Raw genomic sequence first — 22,670 nt, 5'->3', positions numbered from 1 at the left:
AGGCCCGTCTCTCCCCAGGGAGAGGCGGGCCTCGTGCCGTGCGGGGAGACGGGCGACCGTAGGCTGAACCCCATGACACAGGACCCGTATGTGGCCGCCGATGCCCGCTACGAGACCATGCCGTATCGCCGCTCCGGACGCTCGGGCCTGCGGCTGCCCGCCGTGAGCCTGGGCCTGTGGCACAACTTCGGCGGACTGCACCCGCTCGACACGCAACGCGAGATCCTGCTCGCGGCCTTCGACCTGGGCATCACGCACATCGACCTCGCGAACAACTACGGACCGCCCCCGGCAGCGCCGAGTCGAACTTTGGCGGCGTCCTCGCGCGCGACCTCAGGCCGTATCGCGACGAGCTCATCCTGAGCACCAAGGCCGGCTATCACATGTGGCCAGGACCCTACGGGGAGTGGGGCTCGCGCAAGAGCCTGCTCGCGAGCCTCGACCAGTCGCTCGCACGCATGGGCGTCGACTACGTGGACGTGTTCTACCACCACCGCCCCGACCCCGACACTCCCATCGAGGAGTCGATGATGGCCCTCGACCAGGCGGTGCGCTCCGGCAAGGCCCTGTACGCCGGCATCTCGAACTACGGCCCCGAGGACACTCGCACCGCCGCGGCGATCCTGCGGGACCTGGGCACGCCGCTGCTCATCCACCAGTTCAAGTACTCGATGTACGAGCGCACCCCCGAGGACGGGCTGCTGGACGCGCTCGACGAGGTCGGCGCCGGCTCGATCGTGTTCTCGCCGCTCGCGCAGGGCATGCTGACCGACCGCTATCTGGGCGGTGTCCCCGAGGGCTCGCGCATCACACACTCGCAGTTCCTCAGCGAGAAGCAGATCTCCGAGACCTACATCGAGCGCACGCGCGCGCTCAACGAGATCGCTCTCGGCCGCGGCCAGACCCTCGCTCAGCTCGCGCTGCAGTGGGTGCTGCGCCAGGGCCGCGTGACCTCGGCCCTCGTGGGCGCGAGCTCGGTGGCGCAGCTGCGAGCCAACGTCGAGGCGCTCTCCTTCCCCGAGCTCACGGATGCCGAGCTCGCCGCCATCGAGCCGCACGCGGTGCACGGCACGCACCACGCGTAGGCCGCGCGGGCGGGGTCACAGCTCGTACGTGCCCCGCTCGCTCGACACGGCTCGCACCAGCCCGTCCGCGACAAGCCCCTCGAGGCAGCGGTCGAGCTGACCCGGTTCGACGTCCTCGAGCGTGGCGTGTCCGGTGACGTTGACGGGGGACGATGCCACCCGCAAGAGGGCGAGGATCCTCCCCTGACCTGGCGGTCGGTGCCGTGCCACGGCTGGGTGCGGCGAGGCGCCTCGGCGAGTCCGGGGCGGCCCGCGGCGAGCCACGCGCACGACCGCGCGAGCGGGCACTCGTCGCACCGCGCGACGCGCGCCGTGCACACGAGCGCGCCCAGTTCCATGGATGCGGCCGCCCACTCCGCCGCGGCCGCGTCGCCCTCGGGCACGAGCGCCGCCGCATGCGTGCGTTCGGCGGCGGTCTGATGAGCGGGAGGGAGTGCCTCGCCGCGCCACGCCCGCCCGATGACGCGCCGCACGTTGGTGTCGAGCACCAGCGCCCGGCGACCAAAGGCGAATGCCATCACCGCGCCCGCGGTGTAGTCCCCGACCCCTGGCAGGTCGCGCAACGCGACCGGGTCGGACGGCACCTGCCCGCCGTGACGCTCGGCGATCGCGGCCGCGCACTCCCACAGCCGCTTGGCGCGGCGCGGGTATCCCAGCCGCCCCCACGCGCGCACGGCATCGGCCTGTGAGGCCGCCGCGAGGTCGCCGGGAGTGGGCCAGCGGGCCATCCACTCGCGCCATACGGGCTCGACGCGCACCACCGGAGTCTGCTGCAGCATGATCTCGCTGACCAGCACACCCCAGGGCGTGGTGCCCCCGCGCCACGGCAGGTCGCGGCCGGCGTCACGGAACCACTCGCGGACCGCGGCGACCCGGGCAGTGTCCGTCGCGGGATCGGCACTCGCGAGATTCTGAGCGGCGGTCGGCATGCCGTCCATCATCCCAGCGACGGCGCGCCTACCGTGGAGGCGACAAGGAGGCACGATGAACGGGTTCCTCAGGCCGGTGGGCGACCAGCCCGCCGCGGTCTACTGGGGTCGACGTGCCGTGGTGCTCCTCGCGTTCGCTGCCGTCGTGATCGTCGTGTGGCTCATCACGCGCGCACTCGGATCGGCGGGTGACCCGCAGCCCGGCGCGTCCCCGTCGCCCACGGCCTCGCCCACGAACTCCGCCGCCGCGTCGACGGCGACGGTCGCGTGTGCGGAGGACGGCCTCGCCGTCACCGTCGCCGCGAACCCCGCGACGGTCGCCGCCGGCAGCCCCGCGCGCTTCGACGTCACCGTCGAGAACACGGGCACCGCGCCGTGCGTGCTCGACGCGACGGGCGACGCCACCACCCTCCTCATCACGTCGGGAGAGGACCGCATCTGGTCGTCGGGAGACTGTCCCGCCGAGGCCTCGCTCCTCGACGCCGAGTGGCTCCTCCAGCCGGGCGACACTCAGGACGCCACGGTCGCGTGGCCCGGCATCCGGTCCGCGGAGGGATGCGCAACGGTGGATGCCGCTCCGCGCGCCGGCACGTACCGTGCGGAGCTCACGCTCGCGGGGGTGGCGGCCGAGGCGGCACGCTTCGATCTGCAGTAGAACGATGCCCGGGCCGCCCGGGCGCGGCCCGACCGATAGTCGCGCGGCAGCACGAGTTCTCAGTCGCGCGGAAGCACCAGCTATCAGTCGCGCGGAAGCGCGAGGGCGACGGCCTGTGCGACCGAGGTGACCGGATGCACGCGCACGCCGGCGGGCAGGCGGCCGGTCTCCGTCGAGGCGGGCACGATGACATCCGTGAAGCCGAGCCGCGCGGCCTCCGCGACGCGCTGAGCCGTGGCGGAGACGGGTCGCACCGCGCCCGATAGCGCCACCTCGCCGACCGCGGCCCAGTTCGATCGCACGGGCACATCCGCGCGAGCCGAGGCGAGCGCGAGCGCGAGCGCCACGTCCGCCGCGGGCTCGGTGACGCGCGCGCCGCCGACCGTCGAGACGTAGACGTCGTCCGCCGCGACAGCGAGCCCCACGCGGCGGTGAAGGACCGCGAGAAGCATCGCCACCCTGGGGCCGTCGACACCCGAGGTCGCGCGGCGAGGATTCGCGAGGGCGCTGGGCGCGACGAGGGCCTGGATCTCCGCGGGCAACGGGCGCTTGCCGTCGATCGTGATCGTGGGGCACGTGCCCGGCACGGACTCCGCCTCGCGCGACAGGAACAGCCCCGAGGGGTCCGACACGGACTCGATTCCCGTGTCGACCAGCTGGAAGCAGCCGACCTCGTCGACCGAGCCGAATCGGTTCTTGAGCGCGCGCAGCAGCCGCAGCGGGCTGTGCTGATCGCCCTCGAAGTGGCACACGACGTCGACCAGGTGCTCGACGATCCTGGGCCCGGCGACCGAGCCGTCCTTGGTCACGTGTCCCACGAGAACCATGGGCAGACCACGGGTCTTGGCGGCCTGAATGAGCGCGCTCGACACCTCGCGCACCTGGCCCACGCCGCCGGGGGTGCCCTCGATCTGCGCCGAGGCGATGGTCTGGATCGAGTCGATCATGACGAGCGTGGGCTCGGCATGGTCGAGATGAGCGAGGACGGCCCCCAGGTCCGTCTCGGCGGCGAGTAGCACCTCCTGCTCGAGGGCCCCGATCCGCTCGGCCCGCAGGCGCACCTGACCCGCGCTCTCCTCACCGGTCACGTAGAGGACGCGCCCGCCCGCGCGGGCGGTGCGCGCCGCGACGTCGAGGAGGAGCGTGGACTTGCCCACGCCCGGCTCGCCCGCGAGCAGGATCACCGCGCCCGGCACGAGTCCGCCGCCCAGGACACGGTCGAACTCCCCGACCCCCGTGGCGGAGCGCGAGGCCGCGGCCGCCGACACGTCGGGCAGGGGCGTCGCGGGCGTGGTGACCGAGGTCGCCTTGGTCGCGGGACCCGCGGGGGCCGCGCCCGCCTCCATCACGGTCCCCCATGCCTGGCACTCGCCGCACCGACCGACCCACTTCACCGCGGTCCAGCCGCACTCGGTGCAGCGGTATCCGGGCGATGTCTTGCGGGTGGTGGCGGCCATGCGCTCACGCTACCGGCGTGGTCAGACACCGCCGTCGGACGCCGCCCCTAGGCTGACCCCATGACGGCCGAGCAAGCGGGCGACGCGACATCCGAGCACTCTCCCTCCCTGGGCGCGCCCCGCGAGGCGGTGGCGCCCTCCAAGCCGGCGGCGCCGCGCGCACACCGGGCCGAGCCGCGACCCGAGCCCATCGAGATCGACGTGGACGACGACCTCACCGCCCCCAACCCCGGTCCCCCCGCACACGAGGTGCTGCCCGAGCCACGCTCGCCCTTCGAGGCCGCCTCCCACGATGCGGCCCCCGCGACCCCGAGCGCACCCCTGCGCCCGTTCGACCGGCTGGGCGCGGCGGCGGCGACCAACGCGGCGCTGTCGGCGGCAGGCGCCCCCACTCCGCTCGGCGGCGTGCCACGCGTCGCGTCAAGAGACGCGTCAGATCTGGCCACGGCCGCGCATCTTGGTTTCGCTCTCGAGGACGACGCACCCGCCTTTGTGCCCACGTTCGCCACCGCCCGACCGGCCGCCGAGGCCCCGACCATCACGCGCCTGCCGAGCGGGGACGCGCCGCTGTACCGCCCGCGCGTCGTGCCCACCGCGTTCGCCCCGGTGATGGGGGGAACGGACGATGCCCCCGCGGCATCGCCGGCGGCGTCGCCCTCGCGCCGGGCGACCGCGGCATCGTCCCCCCGCCCGACGAGCCGACGACGCAGGCCGCTGGCGGCGACTCCGGCTCCGGCGGGCGCGGCGAGGGACCCGTCCCCGGACGCAGGCCAGGACGCGCGTGGCCGCTCATCGTCATCGGGCTGCTGATCCTGGGAGGGATCGCGACCGCGCTGTGGTGGGGGTGCTGCGCCCCGAGGCGATCACGCTGCCGGAACAGCGCGTCATCTCGGCGCCCGCCGGCACGGCGGTCGAGCCCATCACCCCCGAGGACCCGACCGCGTTCCTTGCGGCGCTGCCGACCACGGCCGGCACATGGGCCCTCGTGGCGGTCGTGACCAACGATCCGCTGCTTGACGATGCCCTGCCCGGCCGCGTCGCGGAACACCACACGCTCACGTACAGCGACGGAGCCTCGGAGGTCACGCTCGAGGCGCGCCAGCTCTATCACGCCGCCGACGCTCACGACGCCCTGGTCCGTGAGGCCGGCCCGGACGCCGAGCTCGCCGAGGCGGTCGTCGCGGGCACGGTCGTGGGCGAGCGCGCCGAGCGCACGGGAGACGGCCAGACGCGCGTGATGTGGACGCACGACGCCGCCTACTTCGAGGCGGTCGGCCCGTCCGATGCCGCGCTCGCGCTGGTCGCCGCGCTCGGCCTATGACCCCGCAGGAGAGGGCGCGCAGCCGCGGTCCGCGCGGAGGTGACTCAGACACGCGCGGAGACATCGTGGCCGCCGCCACCCGGGTCTTCGGAGAGAAGGGCTACGCGGCATCGTCCGTGCGCGAGATCGCCCGCACCGCGGGCGTCGACCCCGCCCTCGTGCGCCACTACTTCCCCGCCAAGTCGGACCTCTTCGTCGAGGTGATGAGGCCGCTCGCCGAGAATGACGAGCGCGTGGTCGCGCTCCTCGCGCTTCCCCGAGAACGCCTGGGCGACGGCCTGCTCCGGCTCGCCCTCGACCTGTGGGAGGACCCCGTCACGGGCGCGCGCATGCGCGCGGTCCTCGCGTCGGCGGTGTCGACCCATGAGGTGGGCGCGGCCATGGCGGGGGTCATGATGCGAGACCTGGTCCTGCGGCTCGTGCGCGAGGACCGCGCACCCGAGCGCGCCGCGGCGTGCGCGACACAGCTCACCGGACTCGCACTCGGACGCTACGTGCTCGAGGTGCCGCCGCTGGCCACCGCGAGCCGCGACACGCTCTCCGCCCTGTACGCCCCCACGCTCCAGCGCTACCTCGACGGGGACCTCTCCGGTTGACAGCGCGCCCGGCCGGGCGCATGATTCATCAAATGGAGAATAAGAGCGCCGAGGCGCCCGTCATCGTGGTCGACCGCCTGCGCGTGGTGCGCGGCGGCAGGGAAGTCCTTCACGACCTCAGCCTCGAGATCCCCCGTGGGTCGATCGTCGGCCTGCTGGGGCCCTCGGGCGCCGGCAAGTCCACGCTGATCCGCGCGATCGTGGGCGCGCAGATCACGCAGGGCGGCACCGTGACCGTCGCGGGCCACGCGGCGGGCAGCGCCCCGGTCCGCGCGCTCGTCGGCTACGTGACCCAGGCGCCATCGATCTATCCCGACCTCACGGTGCGCGAGAACGTCGCGTACTTCGCGTCGCTCGTCGACGCGCCGCCTGAGACGGTCACCCACACGATCCACGCGGTGGGCCTCGCGGATCAGACCGACCAACTCGCGGGCACGCTGTCCGGGGGCCAGCTCACACGCGCCTCGCTCGCCGCGGCCCTCGTGGGACGCCCCGAGGTTCTCATCCTCGACGAGCCGACCGTGGGGCTCGATCCCGCGATCCGCAACGAGCTGTGGGCGCTGTTGAGGCGATTCGCGCACGCGGGCACCACCATCCTGGTGTCGAGCCACGTCATGGACGAGGCCGTGCGCTGCGACCGGCTGGTCTTCATCAGGGACGGGAAAATCCTCGCGGACGGCACGCTCGCCCACATCCTCGCGAGCACGGGAACGGACGATGCCGAGGCGGCCTTCCTCGCCCTCGCCACCCGGAGGGCGTCGTGAACCCCCGGCTCACCGCGACCACCGCGCGCCGCATCCTGCAGCAACTGCGCCGCGACCACCGCACCGTCGCGCTGCTGATCGTCGTGCCGATGCTCCTGCTCACGCTGCTGTGGTGGATGTTCGGCGACACTCCGGATCCCGCGACCGGCCAGCCGCTTTTCGACCCGCTCGGCGCGCGCCTCATGGGGCTGTTTCCCATGATCCTCATGTTCATCATCACGTCGGTATCCACGCTGCGGGAGCGCACGTCCGGCACGATGGAGCGTCTCATGGCCTCGCCGCTGCGCCGCAGCGATGTCGTGCTCGGATACGCGAGCGCCTTCGGACTCGTCGCGATCGTCCAGGGCACGCTGTTGGTCGTCTTCACGGTGTACGCGCTCGACCTTGAGATCGCGGGCGCCACGAGCGCGCTCGTGCTCGTCATCGTGCTCGATGCGCTGCTGGGCACCGCGCTCGGCCTCGCGGCCTCGTCGCTCGCGCGCACCGAGTTCCAGGCCGTGCAGATGATGCCAGCGGTGCTGCTGCCCCAGCTCCTCATCCCGGGGCTCTTCATGCCGCGCGAGGAGATGCCGCGCGCGCTCGAGCTCATCTCCAACGCCCTGCCCATGAGCTACTCGATCGACGCGATCAACGACCTGGTCGCAGGAGATACCGCGGGCATCTGGCCCGAGGTGGCCATCCTGGCGGCCTTCATCGCGGGCGCCCTCGCGCTCGGGGTGGTGACGCTGCGGCGCCGGACGGCGTGACGCCCCCACCCGCCGGGCCCGCGTCGGGAGGCCGCGCTAGGTTGGAACCATGAGCACGCCAGCCTCCCCCTGTCCGAGCACCCTTCCGTCGCCGTGATTGGCGGCGGAGTGATGGGCGAAACCCTCGTCTCCGCGATGCGTGTCGCGGGGTGGCCGGGCTCGTCGATCACGGTCGTCGACCGCAACGCGGAGCGCCTCGCGACCCTCGCGGACGCGCACGAGGTCGCGACCGCGGGCGCCGCCGCCGAGGCGGCGGCCGGCGCGGGAGTGGTGCTCCTGGCCGTCAAGCCACAGCAGATGGCGGAGGTCCTCGACGAGATCTCCGCCGCCGTCACCCCCGGCACGCTCGTCGTGACGGTCGCCGCGGCGCTGCCGTCGTCCTTCTACGAGCGCCACCTGCCCGCGGGCACGCCCGTCGTGCGCGTCATGCCCAATACCCCCGCGGTCGTGGGTCGCGGCGCGACCTCGGTGTCCGCCGGTGCGGCGGCCACCGACGATCACCTCGCGCTCGTCGAGACGATGCTCCAGGCGACCGGCCTCGTGGTGAGGGTTCCCGAGGAGAACATCGACGCGGTGATCGCCGTCGCCGGGTCGGCCCCGGCCTACTTCTTCGCGGTGGTCGAGGCGCTGACCGAGGCAGGCGTGATGCAGGGCCTCGATCGCGAGCTCGCGAGCACGCTTGCACAGCAGACCTTCACGGGGGCGGCGCAGCTGCTCGCCGAGTCGGGAGACACGCCGCAGGAGCTGCGACGTCGGGTGAGTTCGCCCGGAGGCACCACGCTCGCGGCGCTCGACGCGATGACCCACGCGGGCCTGCAGGGCGTGATTTCGGCGGGCGCCAACGCCGCCGTGTCGCGCTCGAAGGAGCTCGGCGCCGAGCTCGCGGGCTAGGGCCCGGCCTCCCTCTCGCCGTGGTGCGGTGACGCCTCACGCCGCCGCACGGGCCTTGGCGCGCACCGCGTGGACGACCAGGTCGACGTCGCGCTCGTCGTTCGCGACGTGGAAGGCGAAGCGCGCGCGACCGCCGCGTGACGAGGCGCGAATCCCGGCTCCCGCCAGGGCGTCCGCGTCGACACCCTCGACCGCGACGATCGGCGAGGCGCCGCGTGGCATCCCGATGCGCTCGCGGAACGCGTCGCGAGGCCCACGCTATGCGCCCCGATCTCCGCGACCGCCTGGCTCGCGAGGAGCTCGAGGGAGATCGCGCCCGCCTCGACCAGCTGCCACGGCGGCGACGTGTCGAGGCGGCGCGCGGTCGCGCTGAGCTGCATGCGCGGCCCGTACAGCGAGTCCCACGGCCGGTCCGCTCCGTACCAGCCCGCGTTCACGGGACGCACCCAGGCGGCGTCGGGTCGCACCGCCGCGAGCGCGATCCCGCGCGGAGCGGCGAGCCACTTGTAGGCGCTCGCGACCACCACATCGAAGTCCCTGGCAGACAGCTCCATCCATCCCGCGGCGTGACTCGCGTCCACGAGCGTCTTCGCGCCCGACACGCGCGCCGCAGTGGCCAGCGCGTCGAGATTCGCGACCCGGCCGTCGGACGACTGCACGGCGCTCACCGCCACGAGGTCGGCCGTGGCAGCCGCCGCCACGATCCCGTCGAGCGGCACCACGTCGACCCGCAGGCGCGGGTCCGCAAGGAACGGGAAGCACACCGAGGCGAAGTCGCCCTCGGCAATCGCGACGCGCGCGCCGTCGGGAAGCGAGGCAGCCACCATGCCCACGACCTGAGACGTCGAACCGGCGAGCGTCACATCATCCGCGGCCGCGCCGACGAGCGTCCCGAACGCCGCACGCATGCGCTCCACCGCGGGGTCGAACGCGGCGGGGTCGAGCGTTCCGGCCTGCCACGCGCGCACCGCGTCGCGGACCGCGCGGGCCGCCGCGCGGGAAGGCAACCCGTAGGACGCGGTGTCGAGGTAGCCCGGCACGCGGGTGAAGGCGGAGGCGATCGCAAGCATGCCTCCATGCTCGGGCCGCCTCGCACACCTCCACAAGACGGGCCTTTGTGGGTGGAGACCTCGATGCGATGATGGTGTCATGATCGACGTCGAGCGGCTGCTCATCCTTCGCGAGGTCGCGCGCCACGGCTCGAAGGCGGCCGCCGCGCGCTCGCTGACGCTGAGCGAGCCGACCGTCGCCCATCATCTGCGGGCGCTCGAGCGGCGCGCCGGCGTGCCCCTGACCGCCCGCGCGGGACGCGTCACACGCCTGACCCCCGCGGGCGAGGCCCTGCTTCAGCATGCGGACGCGATCGCCGCGAGCCTCGAGGACGCCGAGCGATGCCTCCACCGCCACGCGGACCTGCGCGTGGGTCGCCTTCGCATCGCGGCCTTCACCTCGTACTGCGCCACCACCCTGCCGCGACCGCTCGCACAGTTCGCCGCGACCTATCCGGGCGTCGAGATCGGCCTCGAGGAGACCGAGACCGACGAGGCCCTCGCGCTGCTCAGGGACGGGAGGGCTGACCTCGTGATCGGCTTCGCCGACTCCGCGACACCCACGCCCGACGACCTCCCGCTGACCCCGCTGGGCCAGGACGAGTACTTCGCGATCCTGCCGGATTCTCATCCGCTCGCGGGTCGCACGCGCCTCGACCTGGGCGCCCTCGCCCACGAGCGGTGGATCTCGGGATGCGCCCGATGCCGCACGCACCTCGTCGCGCACGCCGCCGACTCGGGCTTCGTCCCCCACATCGCCTTCGTCACCGAGGACTACATCGCGGCGCAGCGGCTCATCGCGGAGGGGCTGGGCGTGGCGCTGCTCACGCGCCTGGCCCTCGACGCGAGCCCGGCGATCCCCGGCATCGTCGCGATTCCCACGCAGCCACCCACGTATCGGGAGATCTTCCTCGCCCTGCCGCGAGAGCCCGCGCCCGCCGCGGAGGCCTTCGCGGCGCTCCTGCGCGGCGCGTGAGACGCCGCGAGGCCCCCGGTGTTGGCAGACACCGGGGGCCTCGCTCGTGCGGTCGACGTGGCGGCAGGACCACGATCGAACGGAGGAGCGTCGCCCGGCCCGGGGGCTCGTGGACCGGGCGACGCACCTCATAGTCAACCGACGCTCCCTGAGAACCGGCTGAGACGGGGACGGGAGTTGGCCGGGAACGGCCTCCTCCGCTCAGTCGGCCGCGAGCGAGCCGAGCTCGTCGCCGCCGGTCGCGCTGCCTCCCACGACGAGTCCGCTCACCTCCTCGCCGTCGACGCTTGCGCCCGTGCTGATCGTGTACTCCTCGCCCGACACCAGGCCGGGGACGGACAACACGACCGCCTGAGAGATCTTCGAGGTCGTGAAGGACGCAACGTGGTCGCCATCCGAGTCCGAGACCGTGATCACGGTGCCCTCGGCGATCGCGGAGGCGAAGCTCACGGTGAGCACTCCCTGGTCGCCGGTCGCGGTGGGCGACACCAGCATCCCGGCCGAGCCTGCCGCCACGAGCGAGCCGCCCGTGATCTCGAATGTGCCGTTGACGTCGATTGCGCCGTTGCCGTTGTTGGTCGGACCACTCACCACCACCGTGCCGCCCGTCATGGTCGCGGTGCCGTTCGAGTCGAGCCCGTCGCCGTCGGCGTCGATCACCCACGTGCCGCCGGTGATCTCGAGGTAGCGTCCCTCCGCGGCCTGCTCCATGCCTCCTCCTGGTCCCATCGCGACGGTGGTGGCGTCGGTGGCGCCGTCTGTCGTCGCGACGGTGGCCGCGTCACTCGTGGCCGCACCGTCTGTCGTCGTGCTGTCGGCGGCCGCGTCCCCGGTGGCCGCATCGTCCTGGGTGCGGCCGGGCCGCGTGCCACCGCCGGGCATCGTTCCTCCGCCGGCTCCCGCCGCGGCGTCCGTGCCGCCATTGACGTTGATGCCGTCGTCGCTCGCGACGATGCTCCCCTCACCTCCCGTGAGGCGGATCACTCCTCCCTCGAGGCCCTCGTAGGACGCCGAGATGTCCACCGTGCCGTCCGACACGTGCAGGACACCCTCGGTGGTGATGCCATCGTCCTCGGCGGCGAGAGCGAGCGCGCCGCCCTCGATCGCGACCTGGCGATACGCGTCGATCGCGTCGACCCCGGCGGTCACGTCGATCGTGCCGCCGTCGATCCACACGACGCCCAGCGCCTCGCCATCCTCGTTGGCCACGTCCTCGTTGTCGGAGCGCAGCCCGTCGCCGCCCGCCTCGACGGTGACGGCCCCTGCCGAGATCACCAGGTGGTCCTTGCCTCGAATGCCGTCGTCCGCGGCGGTGACGGTGAGGTCACCTCCGGCGATGACCAGGCCGTCCTTCGACGTGATGCCGTCCGCGGCCACGCCGTTGACCACGAGCGCTCCGTCGCCCGCGATCCAGAGGTTCGCGGTCGAGTACAGCGTCGCGTTCGGGGTGTCCGTCGACGCGGAGTCCTCGGCGTCCTCCGTGGCCACGGTCGCGTCGGCCGCATCGGAGAGCGTGTTCGTCGACCCGGCGGCGAGCCACACGATCGCCTCGTCGGCGCCCTCGATGTCCAGCGCGGCGGTGTCGGGCGACGTGATGTCGACTCCGTCGAGAATCAGCGTGACGTCCTCGTCGGCGGTCGCGACCACCACGCGCCCCTCGGAGAGGGTGCCCGAGAGCCGATAGACGCCGCCCGCGGTGATGGTGACGGTCGACCCGTCGACGGTCACCCCATCGCCGCCCGTGGAGCCCGAGTCCGACAGCGTGATGTCGACGGCGGCGGATTCGTCGACGGCGAGATCGACCTCCTTGACGCCCAGCTCGGCATACGTGACCTCGGTCAGGACGTCGGTCGACGCGGCGACGGTCGTGGCGGTGTCGCCGGAGTCGGTCGTGTCCGTCGAGACCACGGCCTCGTCCGAGCCGGTGGCCGTGACCTCGGTGGGCTCGGCGGAGGTGCAGCCGGCCAAAAACAGCGTGCCGGTGAGGAGGCCGGCGAACAGGAGGGTGGGCTTGCGCATGACAGGGCCTTTCTTAAGCCGCCGGGGCGGGGGTCGGGGAGAGGTGGCGGCGCATCGTGCGCGCCCACCGGTTCGCGGGGAGCTCACGCTGGAGCGCCGCGAGCGACGTGCAGTACTTGGACACCCGCGCGGGTCGCACGCCACGTGCCCACAGGGCGCGGTCGACGTCGCCCGCGCGGCGGGCGGTCTTGGTTTCGACGATGATCGCGTCGCCGAAGTGCAGGTGCGCGCCGTCCGTGTCGATCGCGGTGACGTCACGATCGATGGTCACGCGCGAGCCGTCGAGCACCAGCGTGGAGCGTCGGTAGTGCGTCGCGAGCACCGCCTCGAGGCGGTCGACCGCGGGAGCGACCTGCGGGAAGCCCGCGACAAACTCCCTGGCGGGGCCGTCGAGCCGCCGGTCGCGCGCCGCCCCTCGGGGAGCCACTCGCGGTGCTTGACGGTCTCGCCCTTGGCCGAGCGCAGCTTGACCTCGATCGAGCGGCCTCCCGTGTCGAGGTACTCGCGGATGCGCACCTTGTAGCGCGAGGGGCGACGGTGGGCCGCGGCGGCATACGACTCGAGCTCGGGGGTGTCGAAGTAGATCGACGAGTAGCCGAAGTCGCGGGCGCCGTCGATCTCGAGCGCGCGCATCGCCGGTATGGCGGCCATGACGTCCGCCCACACCGCGGGGGCGACGATGTACTTGCGGTCCACGCGCGTGAGCAGCGCGGCCTCGGATTCGAGCTGAGCGAGGGCCACCGAGGGAAGGTCGGCGAGGCGCTCCTCCCAGGCGGTCATCGCGAGGCCTCGGCTGCGGGGGCAACGGTCACGGGCGCCGTGGTGCGCATCGGCACGGGGACCGTCTCGACCGTGGGAGCGTGCGCGGTGACGTGCCCGGCATCGTCCCCCGAGCGCGCGGGGGCGACGAGCGAGTAGCGGACGTCCACCAGCGTGGTCTCCTCGACCATGTCGACCTTGCGCAGCGTGACGCGGTGAATCTCCGCGCCGAGCAAGGCCGCGAGGTGGCGGCGCGCCTCCTCCTCGAGGGGAAGGGCGCGGTCGAGCACCATCTGCTGGTGACGCGTGCGGCGGAACAGGGAAGGGTGATCGCCCACGAGGATCACGGCGAGCAGCACGGCCATGAGCGTGAGGCTCACCGACGGGCTGATCGCGGGGAAGCCGCCCAGCAGGCCCAGCGCGATCGCGGTGAAGTAGTACGCGATCTCCGCATGGTCCATCTCGGTCGAGCGCAGGCGGATGATCGACAGCACCGCGAAGATCCCCAGACCGAAGCCGAGCGAGATCTCCGCGTTGGTCATCGCATACGTGACGCCCATGACGCCCACGTTGATCGACAGCAGCGCCACGATCATGTCGCGACGGCGGTGGCGGGGGAAGTAGAGGCCGAACACAAGGATGGCGATCGCGACCAGGTCGGCGGCGATGAAGGCATAGACGGGCATGGGCACCTCTCGATTTCGGGGGCGCCGGGCGAGACCGCCGGGCCGCTTGTTCACCTCGATGTAACCCGCGCCGGCTGTGAGAGGGCTGGGAGCAGAAGTGGAGTCACCTGGGATCGGAGCCTCGTCCCTCGAGGTCAGCTCGCGCCGCCACCGCGCACCTCCCGAAGATGCCGCCCCGAGCGTGCTCTCCGTGCGCTCCCAGCAAATCGTGAGGATGGCCCGCGATACTGGGGTCATGCCCGAACGCCGAATCCTGGTTGTCGATGACGAGGACAACCTCCGCACCATGCTCTGCGCCGCCCTGCGCTACGAGGGGTACTCGGTCTCCGAGGCCACCGACGGCCACGAGGGGCTGCGCGCGGTGCGCGAGACGCGCCCCGACCTCATCGTGCTCGACGTCATGATGCCCGGTCTCGACGGCTTCGCCGTGTGCCGGCGCCTGCGCGAGTCGGGGGATCGCACCCCCATCATCTTCCTCACCGCGCGTGACAGCGCCAAGGACAAGGTCGAGGGGCTCACGATCGGGGGCGACGACTACCTCCAGAAGCCGTTCAACCTCGACGAGCTCGTGGCACGCGTCGAGGCCGTGTCGCGTCGCGTCGAGCGCGCCCCCAGCGCCTCGGACGTCTACCGCGTCGCGGATCTGGAACTCGACGATGTCGCGCACCGTGTCACGCGCGGCGGCGAGGAGATTCAGCTGTCCCCCACCGAATACAACCTCCTGCGCCACCTCATGCAGCACACCGGGCGGGTGCTCTCGCGCGGCCAGCTGCTCGAGGGCGTGTGGGGATACTCGCGCGATGACGACCCCGGCGTGGTCGAGACCTACATCGGCTACGTGCGCCGCAAGGTCGACGCCACCGAGCCGAAGCTCATCCACACCATCCGCGGCGTGGGCTACACGCTGAGGCTGCCGTGACCCGACCCGAGGGACTCAGTCTGCGGGCACGACTCATGGTGGGGCTGGCGGGCATCGCCGCCGCGGTCATCATGGTGGCCGCGTTCGTCACCGCGGTGACGCACTCATACCTGGTCGAACAGCTCGACGAGCGCCTCGCGTCCTCCTCGGGCCCCGTCGACACGACGCGCCACGAGCCCCGGCTCAGCGACGGCGACACGGACCCCGACGTCTCGCGCCCCTCGGACGTGCTGCGCGGGGTCGTCGACTCGTCGGGCTCGCTGCAGGTGTTCTTCTCCCCGAATGTCGACGGCGCGGATGGCACGGTCCCCGTGCTCACGGCCGGCGACCTGCCCACGTCCGGCTCGGTCTTCCTCACGGTGCCGGCGTCGGACGGCGAGGGCCCCGGCTACCGCGTCCTCGCGAAGGCCACGAGTTTCGGTACGGACATCACCGCCCTCTCGCTCGACTCCGTGGAGGCCACGACGCAGCGCCTCATGCTGATCGAGGCCGTCGGGCTCGTGATCGTGATCGGCGGTCTCGCGGCGGTGGGCGGCTGGGTGATCAGGCTGGGCATCACGCCGATGCGCCGCATGGTCGACGCCTCGGCCCGCATCGCGGGCGGCGACCTCGACGTGCGCCTCGAGGGCGCGGGCCGCGGCTCGGAGTCCGCGGCGCTCGCGACCTCGCTCAACACCATGATCTCGACGCTCACGGACGCCCTCGAGGAACGCGAGCGCTCCGAGGCGCGCCTCCGTGAGTTCGTCGCCGATGCCTCGCACGAGCTGCGCACGCCGCTCACCACGGTGCTCGGCTACGCCGAGCTGTATCGGCGCGGCGCGCTCACGCGTGACGAGGACATCGCGGACGCATGGCGTCGTACCGAGGCGGAGGCTGGCCGCATGCGCCGCCTGGTCGAGGACCTGCTCGAGCTCGCGAAGTACGACGCCGAGCCGCAGATGTCGCCGATCGAGGTGGACCTCAGCGCGTTGTGCGCCGAGGTCCTCGGCGACGCGACCGCGGCGCGCGAGGGCGTGAGCTTTGCGCTCGACGCCGCCGCGCCCATCATCGTCATGGGCGACCCCGACCGCCTGCGGCAGGCGGTCATCAACGTCGTGACCAATGCGGCCGTCCACGGCGGCTCGGCCGTCAGGGTCGCCGTCAGCGGGGACGATGCCGTGGCCAGGATCGCGGTGAGCGACGACGGCCCGGGGATGTCGCCCGAGATGGCGGCGCGCGCGACCGAGAGGTTCGTGCGCGGCGACCACTCGCGCACCCGCGCCACGGGTGGGGCGGGGCTCGGACTTGCGATCACCGCGGCGATCGTGTCGGTCCACGGGGGAACGCTCGACGTCGACTCCGCACAGGGCCGGGGCACGACGGTGACGCTGACGTTCCCGCGTCAGCCCTCGGCGCGCGCGTAGAGCCGCTGCAGCTCCTCGAAGTGGGCGTCCGAGTCGACGCGTGCCGGCTCGTCGCCCGCGATGACCTGAGCAAGGCGATCGAGGTGCCAGTGCCACCCGGCGGCGTAGTCCGGATGGTGCGGGTCAGGTGCGAGGTGATCGAAGGTCAGCCGCGTGCCGTCCCCCGCGGGGGCGAGGGTCATCCGTACCCGCCACGGCATCGTCCCCTCTCCCCACTCGTACGCGAGGGCGACGGGTTCCTCCCAGGCCGTCACGACCCCCGTCGCCGTGCCAGCCTCGCCGTAGTCGAACGTCACCGTGCCGCCCGCCCGCCCGCCCCTCGAAGGTCGCGCGGTACGACCACCGCCCGGTGTCCTCCGGCGAGGTGAGCGCGCTCCACACGCGTGTGGGCGGCGCGGTAAGGTCGCGCTCGAATCGCAACACGTCCCGCCCGTCGATCACGAGTACGCGGCCCTCGTGGGCGGGATCGAGCGACGTTGCGGCATCCATGACTCCCAGTGTGCGCCGGTGAGGCGAGCGCGCAACCGCTAGAGACGTTGCTTGACGTAGTGGACCACGGCGTTCGCGTGCCCATGACCCATGCCGTGCTCGTCCTTGAGGTGGGCGACCGCCTGCATGTGGGTGTCTCCCGCGTCGAGACGCGCCGCGGCGAGGTCCAGCCACTCCTGCATCGGGCGGCCGTACGTGCGCTCGATGCTCGGGAAGTAGGACACCGGACCGGCGAGCTTGCGTCCCGGCTCCAGATGCGGAGCCGGGACGCGGTGCTCGCTCACGCGGCCGCCAACACGGACTCGAGGCGCAGGTAGCTGGACTCCATGCCGTCCGTCATGCCGGTGGCCAGGATCATGTCGCGCAGGTCCTTGTCGGGATAGGTGATGACCAGGCTCATCAGCGTCCCGCCCGCGACGGGCGTGAGAGTGAGCTCGTTGGTGGTGCCCGGCCCGGGCATCCCGATCATGCGCTCGGAGGTGACCTCGCGGTACGGCGGGTCGGAGGCGAGGAGCTCGCCCTCGAAGCCGAAGGCCTCGGCGCCATCCGCCGGCCCTCCCGCGACGGGCGCCCAGCGGTTCGTGTACGAGTCGCCCACGGCGGACGCGACATCGGCAGTGGTCATCTCCCAGCCCTCGGGTCCCAGGAGCCAGCGCTGCATGAGCGCGGGCTCGTGGTGGGCGCGCCACACCTGCTCGACCGTGCCGCGGATGACGCGCGAGACGCGCACCTGGGTGTCGGAGAGCAGCTGCGCCTGCGTCGCGCGGCCAGCGGCGAAGGACTCGAGGTCCGCGAGCACCGCGTCCATCTGCGACATCGCCGAGCGCAGCCCCTCCTCCATCCCCATGTCGACCACGGTCTGCAGGGACTCGATCGAGTCGAAGTAGGTGACCGACGTGAAGCGCGAGCCGTCGGGGGTCGGCTCGAACGTGTAGACCATGCGCATGGCGGGGAGGTCGGTGTTGTCCGAGCCGTCCGCGTTGGCGAAGCCGTCCTCGACCTCGAAGGAGCGAGGGGCATCGACGGAGATCCACCGCCAGTAGCCGCGCGACGTCTCGCCGTCGGGCCCGGTCATGGCGTACTCGGAGCGACCGCCAGGGGCGGCGTCGTGCCTGGTGAAGGTGGCCGGCCATTCCTCGGGGCCCCAGAAGCGCTCGAGCTGACGCGGATCGAGATAGGCCTGGAAGAGCCGCTCGACGGGGACGGCGTATTCGCCGACGACGGTGATGGTGAGGGCCTCCGGGTCGGAGGCGACGGTCGTGAGAGGCATGGGCACTCCTTGGGGACTGTCAGGGACGCGGCGGGGGCGGCGGATCGGCGAGGACCTCGTCGAGCCGGCTGAACCGGGCCCTCCACAGGTCCTCGAGTTGAGTGAGCAGGGCGCGGGCACGGGCGATCTGGGCGGCGTTGCCCCTCACCATGCGCTCGCGTCCGCGGGAGTGCTTGGTCACCAGACCGGCTCCCTCCAGGACTGCCACGTGCTTCTGCACCGCGGCGAAGGACATGTCGTAGGCCCTGGCCAGCTCGCTGACAGAGGACTCGACGGAGAGCGTCCGACGGACAATGTCGCGCCGGGTCGCGTCTGCCAGCGCGTGGAAGATGCGATCCACGTCGGCCTGAGCGAGTTCATCTACAACCATGTGGTTGCACGTTACGCCCCCGCGCGCTCTCCCGCAACCCCTCGCGCGACGCGGGTGGCTCCCGGAGCGACAAAGGCGGGCCGCCGCGCGTTGAGACCTCACGGGCATTCGACGAGGGGGCACCATGACGGACATCCGCTGGCAGGTCGACCGCTATGTCGCGCTGGGGTATCCGCGCCTCGCGGGGCTTACCGACGCGCGGTTCCGCGCGCTCGCCGAGCCGTTGACCGACGCCGCTGAGACGCGCGAGGACGTCACCCTGGTAGTGACGCGTGAGCTCATCGATCCGGAGGAGCGAGTGCCGCTGCTGCGCTTGAGCGACGGCACCAAGCAGGGGATTCTCGACAAGAATCACTTCTCCGATGCCCGCGCAGGCCTCGCGCCCTACGACCCTCGGCCCGAACTCGCCGTGCCCTCCGGCCCGCTGTATCTCCTCGAGGGGTTCGACCGGGGCGACCGCTACCGCGGAGTCGCACCCCGCGACACGCGCGAGCCGATCGCCGCCGCCGGGCGCACCCCGCTCACGATCGACGAGGGCCTCTCGGTGCTCGCGCTCGACCCCGCGGTCCTGGCGAAGAATCACTGCTTCATGCTCGACGGCTCGACGCGCGGCGACAAGCGCGTCCCCGCGCTGTGGATCAGCGCCGGCGCGCCGAAGCTGGGCTGGTGCTTCGACGGCGTGCCGCACGACTGGCTAGGGATGGCGAGCGCGAGCGCCCGCCATCCCTGAGCCCTCCGTCGACCTAGCCGGCGAGGCCGGTCAGGCGGAACAGGAAGGCCGCCATCGCGTCACGCGTGGTCGCGGAGCGCGGCCGGAATTCCGCGGCGTCACCCTCGACCCACCCCGTCGAGATACCCGACTCGGCGAGCCACGCGATCTCCGTGTAGAACTCCGTCGAACCCGGCGCGACGTCCACGAACGCGGACTCGGCGGGGGCCTCGTACCCCGCCGGTGCGGCGAACCGGTAGAGGAACGCCGCGATTGCGTCCCGGGTGATGGGCGCGAGCGGCCGATACTCCTGACCCGCCGCAGTCTCCCACCCGAGCGTGATCTGCTGATCCGCGAGCCACGTGATCTCGGCGTAGAACTCGGTGGTCGACGGCGTCACGTCGATGAAGGGAGAGGCCGCGGGAGCCTCCCACTCGGGCGACCCCGCGAGCCGGTAGAGGAACGCGGCCATGGCGTCACGCGTGATCGTGCCCAGCGGACGGAACTCCCGGCCGCCGTCGGTCTCCCACCCACGAGTGATCCCCTGCTCCGCGAGCCACGAGATCTCGGTAAAGAACTCGGTGTGGCGTGCATCGTCGATCACCGGCGAGATGTCGGTGAGGAGCGTCGCGGGCTCATGCGCGGGAACGTCCGCGAAGGCCACGTTCTCGAGGTAGTCGTGGAGCATCGTGCGCCACACCTGGAAGGTGTGTCCGCCGTCCATCGAGTGCTCGTCGACGCGCAGCCCGAGTTGGCGATACGCGAGCGCGCGCTGCGCGGAGCCCTCGCCGATCCCCGCGAGGTAGTCCTGCTCGCCCGCGCCCACGTGAATGCCGAGCGCGCTGTCGAGGTTGGCCAGCTCGTCGGCCGAGATGTCGCCCAGGCCCAGTTGTGCCCCCGACCAGATCCCGAAGTAGCCGAACAGGTCGGCATCATGCTGAAGCAGGTGCGTCGAGATGCCGCCGCCCATCGACAGTCCGCCGAAGGCGCGATCGGCCCGCTCGGTCGACACGTGATACGCGTCCTCGACCATCGGCAATACCACGGTGCGCAGCGCCTCGGCGTAGGCGGCATAGAGGGTAGTGCCCTCCTCCGTCGAGCCGGAGTCGAAGTTGTAGAAGTTGGTGGTCACCACCACGGTGTCCTCGATCGCGCCGGTGTCGATCGCGTGCTCGACGATGTTCGCCGCGCGCCCCTGGCTGAACCACGACGTCTCGTTGTCGTATGCGCCGTGCGAGAGCACGAGCAGCTGATAGGGCTCGGCCCGCTCGGGGTCGTATCCGGGAGGCAGGTACACGCCCAGCTGGTTGTCGCCCGCGGGCGAGATCTCCCCCGCGTCGGTGAACAGCACGTGTTCCAGGGTGCCGTCGACGGGGTGACCCTGGGCGTCGGCGTCGTAGGTCGGGAACGAGGGGTGAGAGGGGACGAAGACCTGGGACAGCGCCTGGGACGATGCCCCGGTCGCGTCAGCGAAGACCGGAGGGTTGGTGGGGTCGGGCGTCGCGGCGCACGAGAAGCCCATCGTGCACGGCTCGTCGGTGTGCGCGAACCCGTAGCTGAAGGCGCCCGCCGGCAGCGCCATCGTGATCTCGAAGAGCCCCTCGGACACCTCCGTGAGCTCGGCGGGCACGTTGGTGAAGAGCGGATGCGAGATGTCGCCCTCGCGCCACTCGTCGCCGGTGCGACCCTCGTGGCTGAAGAAGGTCTCCGCCCCGCCCAGCATGTCGGGCTGAGTGAAGTAGGTGTCGCCGAGCAGGTACACGTGTGCGGAGTCGGACTCCACGCGGAACGTGACCTCGTATCCCGTCGGGGCGGTGTCGGTCTTGGTGACGGTCGCGCCCAGGGGCGAGGGTACGGGCTCGGCCGACGCCGCGCCCGCTCCGACAAGGGCGGAGGCGAGCGACAGGGTCGCAAGCCACGTGGCGCGGCGGGCAAGGGTGCGGCGGTGGGCCGCGGTGGTCTCCATCAGATTGTTCCTTCCACGGCGTGCGCCTCCGTTGGCGCACACTCACGATCGGGGGCGCGACGGCCCTGGCCTGACTCCATTGGCAGGCCGATGCTCGACCTGACCCCAGCCAACCGACACCCCGTGCCTCGGGGGAGCGCGTCCGCACAACCTGTCGGCGCTCCCGCACAACCTGCACCCCCGCGACCACGACCCCTAGGCGCCGCATACCCCCTGGGGTATCTTCGATCACACCCCGCACGCCGACGTACGAGGGAGGCAACCATGTCCACGTGGCGAGTCCGAGACGCCCACGCCCACGACCTCGAGGGGATCGTGCGGCTCTGGGAGCGCTCGCGCGCCGCCGGCATCGAGCCGGTCTACGCACTCGCGGAGGTCCTCACCTCCGCGTCGGAGGACATCGCGGTGGTCGCCGCCGTGGGAGACCAGATCGTGGGCGCGGCCGTCGGCAGGCGCGCACACAACCAGGCCTGGGTGGTGTTCCACGGGGTGGACGATTCCTGGCACGGCCAGGGCGTGGGCCCTGCCCTGCTCGCCGCCCTCGAGACGCGGGTCGCCCATGCCGGACCCACCACCCTGTCCGCCCTGGTGCCCACCGCGCAGACCCACCTCGAGGCGTTCCGCGACGCGGGCTTCGCGGAGAAGAAGGCGGTGCGCTACCTTGAGCGCCGCCTGCCCGTGCAGCGCGCGGAGATGGCACTGCTCGCCGAACTGGGCGGCCGCGTGCTCCCGCGCGGGCTGTGGGACGGCGTCGCGGGCATGCGTCGCGAGAAGGACCTCATCGAGAAGCGTCTGGTTCTGCCACTCGCGGAGCCCTCCCTCGCCGAGCGCTATGGGGTCGCCCCGCCGCGCGCGGTCGTCATGTTCGGCCCGCCCGGCACCGGCAAGACCACGTTCGCGAAGGCCATCGCGTCGCGCCTCGAGTGGTCCTTCGTCGAGGTCTTCCCGTCGCGGCTCGCGGCGGACCCGGCCGGACTCGCGGGAGCCCTCAGGGACACGTTCCACCGCATCGCGGAGCTCGAGCACGCGGTTGTCCTCATCGACGAGGTCGAGGAGATCGCCTCGCACCGCCGCGGCGACCCGCCGTCTCCGCTGCAGGGCGTCACCAACGAGCTGCTCAAGATCATCCCCGCGTTCCGCGAGCGCCCCGACCGCCTCCTCGTGTGTGCGACCAACTTCATCCGCTCTCTCGACAGCGCATTCCTGCGCCACGGCCGCTTCGACTACGTCATCCCCATCGGCCTCCCCGACGCCGAGGCTCGCCGCGCGATCTGGACGCGCTTCATCCCTCCTGCCGCCGCATCGGCCGTCGACAGCGACGCGCTGGTCCACGCGAGCGAGGGCTTCACCCCCGCGGACATCGAGTTCGCCGCGCGGAGGGCCAGCCAGGCCGCGCTCGAGGCGGCCGTGCGCACGGGGATTGCCGGGCACGGGGACGATGCGGGTGGCGGCGCGGGCACGGGCCCCACCGCGGGCGTAGGCCCCACCACGGGCGACTACCTGGCCGCGATCGCCGCCACCCGCGCGACGGTGTCCGAGGACGTCGCGGCGGAGTTCGCCGAGGACACCGAGGGATTCGGTCGCGTCTGACCGGCACGCCCGACAGCCGCA

The 22,670-nt window shown here is 72.3% G+C and carries 22 protein-coding genes and 3 pseudogenes; 13 read left to right on the top strand and 12 right to left on the bottom strand.

The window, feature by feature from the left end:
• Positions 1-72: 72 nt before the first annotated feature.
• Positions 73-1,085, top strand: a pseudogene (locus QUE44_RS11335) (aldo/keto reductase).
• A gap of 15 nt (positions 1,086-1,100) precedes the next feature.
• Here QUE44_RS11335 and QUE44_RS11330 read toward each other — a convergent pair.
• Positions 1,101-2,014: pseudogene (locus QUE44_RS11330) on the bottom strand (HhH-GPD family protein).
• A 55-nt stretch (positions 2,015-2,069) separates the two neighbouring features.
• Between QUE44_RS11330 and QUE44_RS11325 the strand changes: the two are divergent.
• Entirely contained in the window at positions 2,070-2,669 is a 600-nt protein-coding gene (locus QUE44_RS11325) for a hypothetical protein (RefSeq protein WP_286214647.1), read from the top strand.
• Positions 2,670-2,752: 83 nt separating this feature from the next.
• Here QUE44_RS11325 and radA read toward each other — a convergent pair whose 3' ends face one another.
• Positions 2,753-4,126 carry a DNA repair protein RadA gene (radA, locus tag QUE44_RS11320; RefSeq protein ID WP_286214646.1) on the bottom strand — a complete coding sequence of 458 codons (1,374 nt, stop codon included), beginning with the start codon at positions 4,124-4,126 and terminating at the stop codon, positions 2,753-2,755.
• Positions 4,127-4,186: 60 nt separating this feature from the next.
• On the opposite strand from radA, the gene QUE44_RS11315 reads away from it, so the two are divergent.
• The 6 genes from QUE44_RS11315 (at position 4,187) to proC (ending at position 8,444) form a co-directional block, all read left to right on the top strand.
• Positions 4,187-4,936, top strand: a complete 750-nt coding sequence (locus tag QUE44_RS11315; RefSeq protein ID WP_286214645.1) for a hypothetical protein — start codon at positions 4,187-4,189, stop codon at positions 4,934-4,936.
• A 28-nt stretch (positions 4,937-4,964) separates the two neighbouring features.
• Entirely contained in the window at positions 4,965-5,447 is a 483-nt protein-coding gene (locus QUE44_RS11310) for a hypothetical protein (protein WP_286214644.1), read from the top strand.
• A 65-nt stretch (positions 5,448-5,512) separates the two neighbouring features.
• On the top strand, positions 5,513-6,043 hold the full coding sequence (locus tag QUE44_RS11305) for a TetR/AcrR family transcriptional regulator (RefSeq protein WP_286214643.1): 531 nt from the start codon (positions 5,513-5,515) through the stop codon (positions 6,041-6,043).
• 32 nt (positions 6,044-6,075) lie between these two features.
• Positions 6,076-6,807: an ABC transporter ATP-binding protein gene (locus QUE44_RS11300; RefSeq protein ID WP_286214642.1), complete on the top strand. Its 732-nt coding sequence runs from the start codon at positions 6,076-6,078 to the stop codon at positions 6,805-6,807.
• Positions 6,804-7,553, top strand: a complete 750-nt coding sequence (locus QUE44_RS11295) for an ABC transporter permease (RefSeq protein WP_286214641.1) — start codon at positions 6,804-6,806, stop codon at positions 7,551-7,553. Before QUE44_RS11300 ends, QUE44_RS11295 begins: the two co-directional genes overlap by 4 nt.
• Before the next feature lie 93 nt (positions 7,554-7,646).
• A complete protein-coding gene (gene proC, locus QUE44_RS11290) occupies positions 7,647-8,444 on the top strand; it encodes a pyrroline-5-carboxylate reductase (protein ID WP_433997169.1) in 798 nt (265 codons plus the stop codon).
• On the opposite strand, the gene QUE44_RS11285 is transcribed toward proC, so the two are convergent.
• Positions 8,441-9,514, bottom strand: a complete 1,074-nt coding sequence (locus QUE44_RS11285) for an aminotransferase class V-fold PLP-dependent enzyme (RefSeq protein ID WP_286214638.1) — start codon at positions 9,512-9,514, stop codon at positions 8,441-8,443. The genes proC and QUE44_RS11285 overlap by 4 nt on opposite strands.
• Positions 9,515-9,593: 79 nt before the next feature.
• On the opposite strand from QUE44_RS11285, the gene QUE44_RS11280 reads away from it, so the two are divergent.
• Positions 9,594-10,469 carry a LysR family transcriptional regulator gene (locus tag QUE44_RS11280; protein ID WP_286214636.1) on the top strand — a complete coding sequence of 292 codons (876 nt, stop codon included), beginning with the start codon at positions 9,594-9,596 and terminating at the stop codon, positions 10,467-10,469.
• 201 nt (positions 10,470-10,670) lie between these two features.
• Here the strand turns inward: QUE44_RS11280 and QUE44_RS11275 are convergent, their stop codons facing one another.
• Genes QUE44_RS11275 through QUE44_RS11260 form a run of 4 tightly spaced genes read right to left on the bottom strand, consistent with a single transcriptional unit; the run spans position 10,671 to position 13,933 of the window.
• The gene (locus QUE44_RS11275; RefSeq protein ID WP_286214635.1) at positions 10,671-12,488 is read right to left on the bottom strand and encodes a carbohydrate-binding domain-containing protein; all 1,818 of its coding nucleotides are present in this window, start codon (positions 12,486-12,488) and stop codon (positions 10,671-10,673) included.
• 13 nt (positions 12,489-12,501) lie between these two features.
• Positions 12,502-12,777, bottom strand: coding sequence for a CYTH domain-containing protein (locus QUE44_RS11270; protein ID WP_350226831.1), 276 nt, complete (start codon positions 12,775-12,777; stop codon positions 12,502-12,504).
• On the bottom strand, positions 12,756-13,268 hold the full coding sequence (locus QUE44_RS11265; protein WP_286214632.1) for a VTC domain-containing protein: 513 nt from the start codon (positions 13,266-13,268) through the stop codon (positions 12,756-12,758). The genes QUE44_RS11270 and QUE44_RS11265 overlap by 22 nt, the downstream gene beginning before the upstream one ends.
• On the bottom strand, positions 13,265-13,933 hold the full coding sequence (locus QUE44_RS11260; protein ID WP_286214631.1) for a DUF4956 domain-containing protein: 669 nt from the start codon (positions 13,931-13,933) through the stop codon (positions 13,265-13,267). Before QUE44_RS11260 ends, QUE44_RS11265 begins: the two co-directional genes overlap by 4 nt.
• A 235-nt stretch (positions 13,934-14,168) precedes the next feature.
• Here QUE44_RS11260 and QUE44_RS11255 point away from each other — a divergent pair, with 235 nt between their 5' ends.
• Together QUE44_RS11255 and QUE44_RS11250 are read left to right on the top strand one after the other, a co-directional pair.
• The gene (locus QUE44_RS11255; protein ID WP_286214630.1) at positions 14,169-14,852 is read left to right on the top strand and encodes a response regulator transcription factor; all 684 of its coding nucleotides are present in this window, start codon (positions 14,169-14,171) and stop codon (positions 14,850-14,852) included.
• The gene (locus QUE44_RS11250) at positions 14,849-16,255 is read left to right on the top strand and encodes a sensor histidine kinase (RefSeq protein ID WP_286214629.1); all 1,407 of its coding nucleotides are present in this window, start codon (positions 14,849-14,851) and stop codon (positions 16,253-16,255) included. Before QUE44_RS11255 ends, QUE44_RS11250 begins: the two co-directional genes overlap by 4 nt.
• Here QUE44_RS11250 and QUE44_RS11245 read toward each other — a convergent pair.
• The 4 genes and pseudogenes from QUE44_RS11245 to QUE44_RS11230 all read right to left on the bottom strand — a co-directional run.
• Positions 16,234-16,554 (bottom strand): annotated as a pseudogene (locus tag QUE44_RS11245) (SRPBCC domain-containing protein); the annotation flags it as partial. The gene QUE44_RS11250 and the pseudogene QUE44_RS11245 sit on opposite strands and share 22 nt — an antisense overlap.
• 228 nt (positions 16,555-16,782) lie before the next feature.
• Positions 16,783-17,028, bottom strand: a complete 246-nt coding sequence (locus tag QUE44_RS11240; protein ID WP_286214627.1) for a DUF4287 domain-containing protein — start codon at positions 17,026-17,028, stop codon at positions 16,783-16,785.
• A complete protein-coding gene (locus QUE44_RS11235) occupies positions 17,025-18,014 on the bottom strand; it encodes an SRPBCC family protein (protein WP_286214625.1) in 990 nt (329 codons plus the stop codon). The genes QUE44_RS11240 and QUE44_RS11235 overlap by 4 nt, the downstream gene beginning before the upstream one ends.
• A gap of 19 nt (positions 18,015-18,033) precedes the next feature.
• A complete protein-coding gene (locus QUE44_RS11230; RefSeq protein WP_286214624.1) occupies positions 18,034-18,384 on the bottom strand; it encodes an ArsR/SmtB family transcription factor in 351 nt (116 codons plus the stop codon).
• A gap of 124 nt (positions 18,385-18,508) precedes the next feature.
• On the opposite strand from QUE44_RS11230, the gene QUE44_RS11225 reads away from it, so the two are divergent.
• A complete protein-coding gene (locus QUE44_RS11225; RefSeq protein ID WP_286214623.1) occupies positions 18,509-19,114 on the top strand; it encodes a DUF5701 family protein in 606 nt (201 codons plus the stop codon).
• Between the two features lie 13 nt (positions 19,115-19,127).
• On the opposite strand, the gene QUE44_RS11220 is transcribed toward QUE44_RS11225, so the two are convergent.
• Positions 19,128-21,059: an alpha/beta hydrolase gene (locus QUE44_RS11220; protein ID WP_286214622.1), complete on the bottom strand. Its 1,932-nt coding sequence runs from the start codon at positions 21,057-21,059 to the stop codon at positions 19,128-19,130.
• Between the two features lie 264 nt (positions 21,060-21,323).
• Here QUE44_RS11220 and QUE44_RS11215 point away from each other — a divergent pair, with 264 nt between their 5' ends.
• Positions 21,324-22,649 carry an ATP-binding protein gene (locus QUE44_RS11215; RefSeq protein WP_286214621.1) on the top strand — a complete coding sequence of 442 codons (1,326 nt, stop codon included), beginning with the start codon at positions 21,324-21,326 and terminating at the stop codon, positions 22,647-22,649.
• Positions 22,650-22,670: the final 21 nt, after the last annotated feature.

Source organism: Demequina sediminis (assembly GCF_030296675.1).
Lineage (GTDB): Bacteria > Actinomycetota > Actinomycetes > Actinomycetales > Demequinaceae > Demequina > Demequina sediminis.
This window is presented reverse-complemented; position numbering and strand designations above follow the sequence as displayed.

Bases quoted from the DNA above. Each gene is read 5' to 3' on its own strand.
- QUE44_RS11325 (WP_286214647.1), top strand. From the start codon at position 2,070: ATGAACGGGTTCCTCAGGCCGGTGGGCGACCAGCCCGCCGCGGTCTAC.
- radA (WP_286214646.1), bottom strand. From the start codon at position 4,126: ATGGCCGCCACCACCCGCAAGACATCGCCCGGATACCGCTGCACCGAG.
- QUE44_RS11315 (WP_286214645.1), top strand. From the start codon at position 4,187: ATGACGGCCGAGCAAGCGGGCGACGCGACATCCGAGCACTCTCCCTCC.
- QUE44_RS11300 (WP_286214642.1), top strand. From the start codon at position 6,076: ATGGAGAATAAGAGCGCCGAGGCGCCCGTCATCGTGGTCGACCGCCTG.
- QUE44_RS11285 (WP_286214638.1), bottom strand. From the start codon at position 9,514: ATGCTTGCGATCGCCTCCGCCTTCACCCGCGTGCCGGGCTACCTCGAC.
- QUE44_RS11280 (WP_286214636.1), top strand. From the start codon at position 9,594: ATGATCGACGTCGAGCGGCTGCTCATCCTTCGCGAGGTCGCGCGCCAC.
- QUE44_RS11275 (WP_286214635.1), bottom strand. From the start codon at position 12,488: ATGCGCAAGCCCACCCTCCTGTTCGCCGGCCTCCTCACCGGCACGCTG.
- QUE44_RS11265 (WP_286214632.1), bottom strand. From the start codon at position 13,268: ATGACCGCCTGGGAGGAGCGCCTCGCCGACCTTCCCTCGGTGGCCCTC.
- QUE44_RS11260 (WP_286214631.1), bottom strand. From the start codon at position 13,933: ATGCCCGTCTATGCCTTCATCGCCGCCGACCTGGTCGCGATCGCCATC.
- QUE44_RS11255 (WP_286214630.1), top strand. From the start codon at position 14,169: ATGCCCGAACGCCGAATCCTGGTTGTCGATGACGAGGACAACCTCCGC.
- QUE44_RS11235 (WP_286214625.1), bottom strand. From the start codon at position 18,014: ATGCCTCTCACGACCGTCGCCTCCGACCCGGAGGCCCTCACCATCACC.
- QUE44_RS11230 (WP_286214624.1), bottom strand. From the start codon at position 18,384: ATGGTTGTAGATGAACTCGCTCAGGCCGACGTGGATCGCATCTTCCAC.
- QUE44_RS11225 (WP_286214623.1), top strand. From the start codon at position 18,509: ATGACGGACATCCGCTGGCAGGTCGACCGCTATGTCGCGCTGGGGTAT.
- QUE44_RS11220 (WP_286214622.1), bottom strand. From the start codon at position 21,059: ATGGAGACCACCGCGGCCCACCGCCGCACCCTTGCCCGCCGCGCCACG.
- QUE44_RS11215 (WP_286214621.1), top strand. From the start codon at position 21,324: ATGTCCACGTGGCGAGTCCGAGACGCCCACGCCCACGACCTCGAGGGG.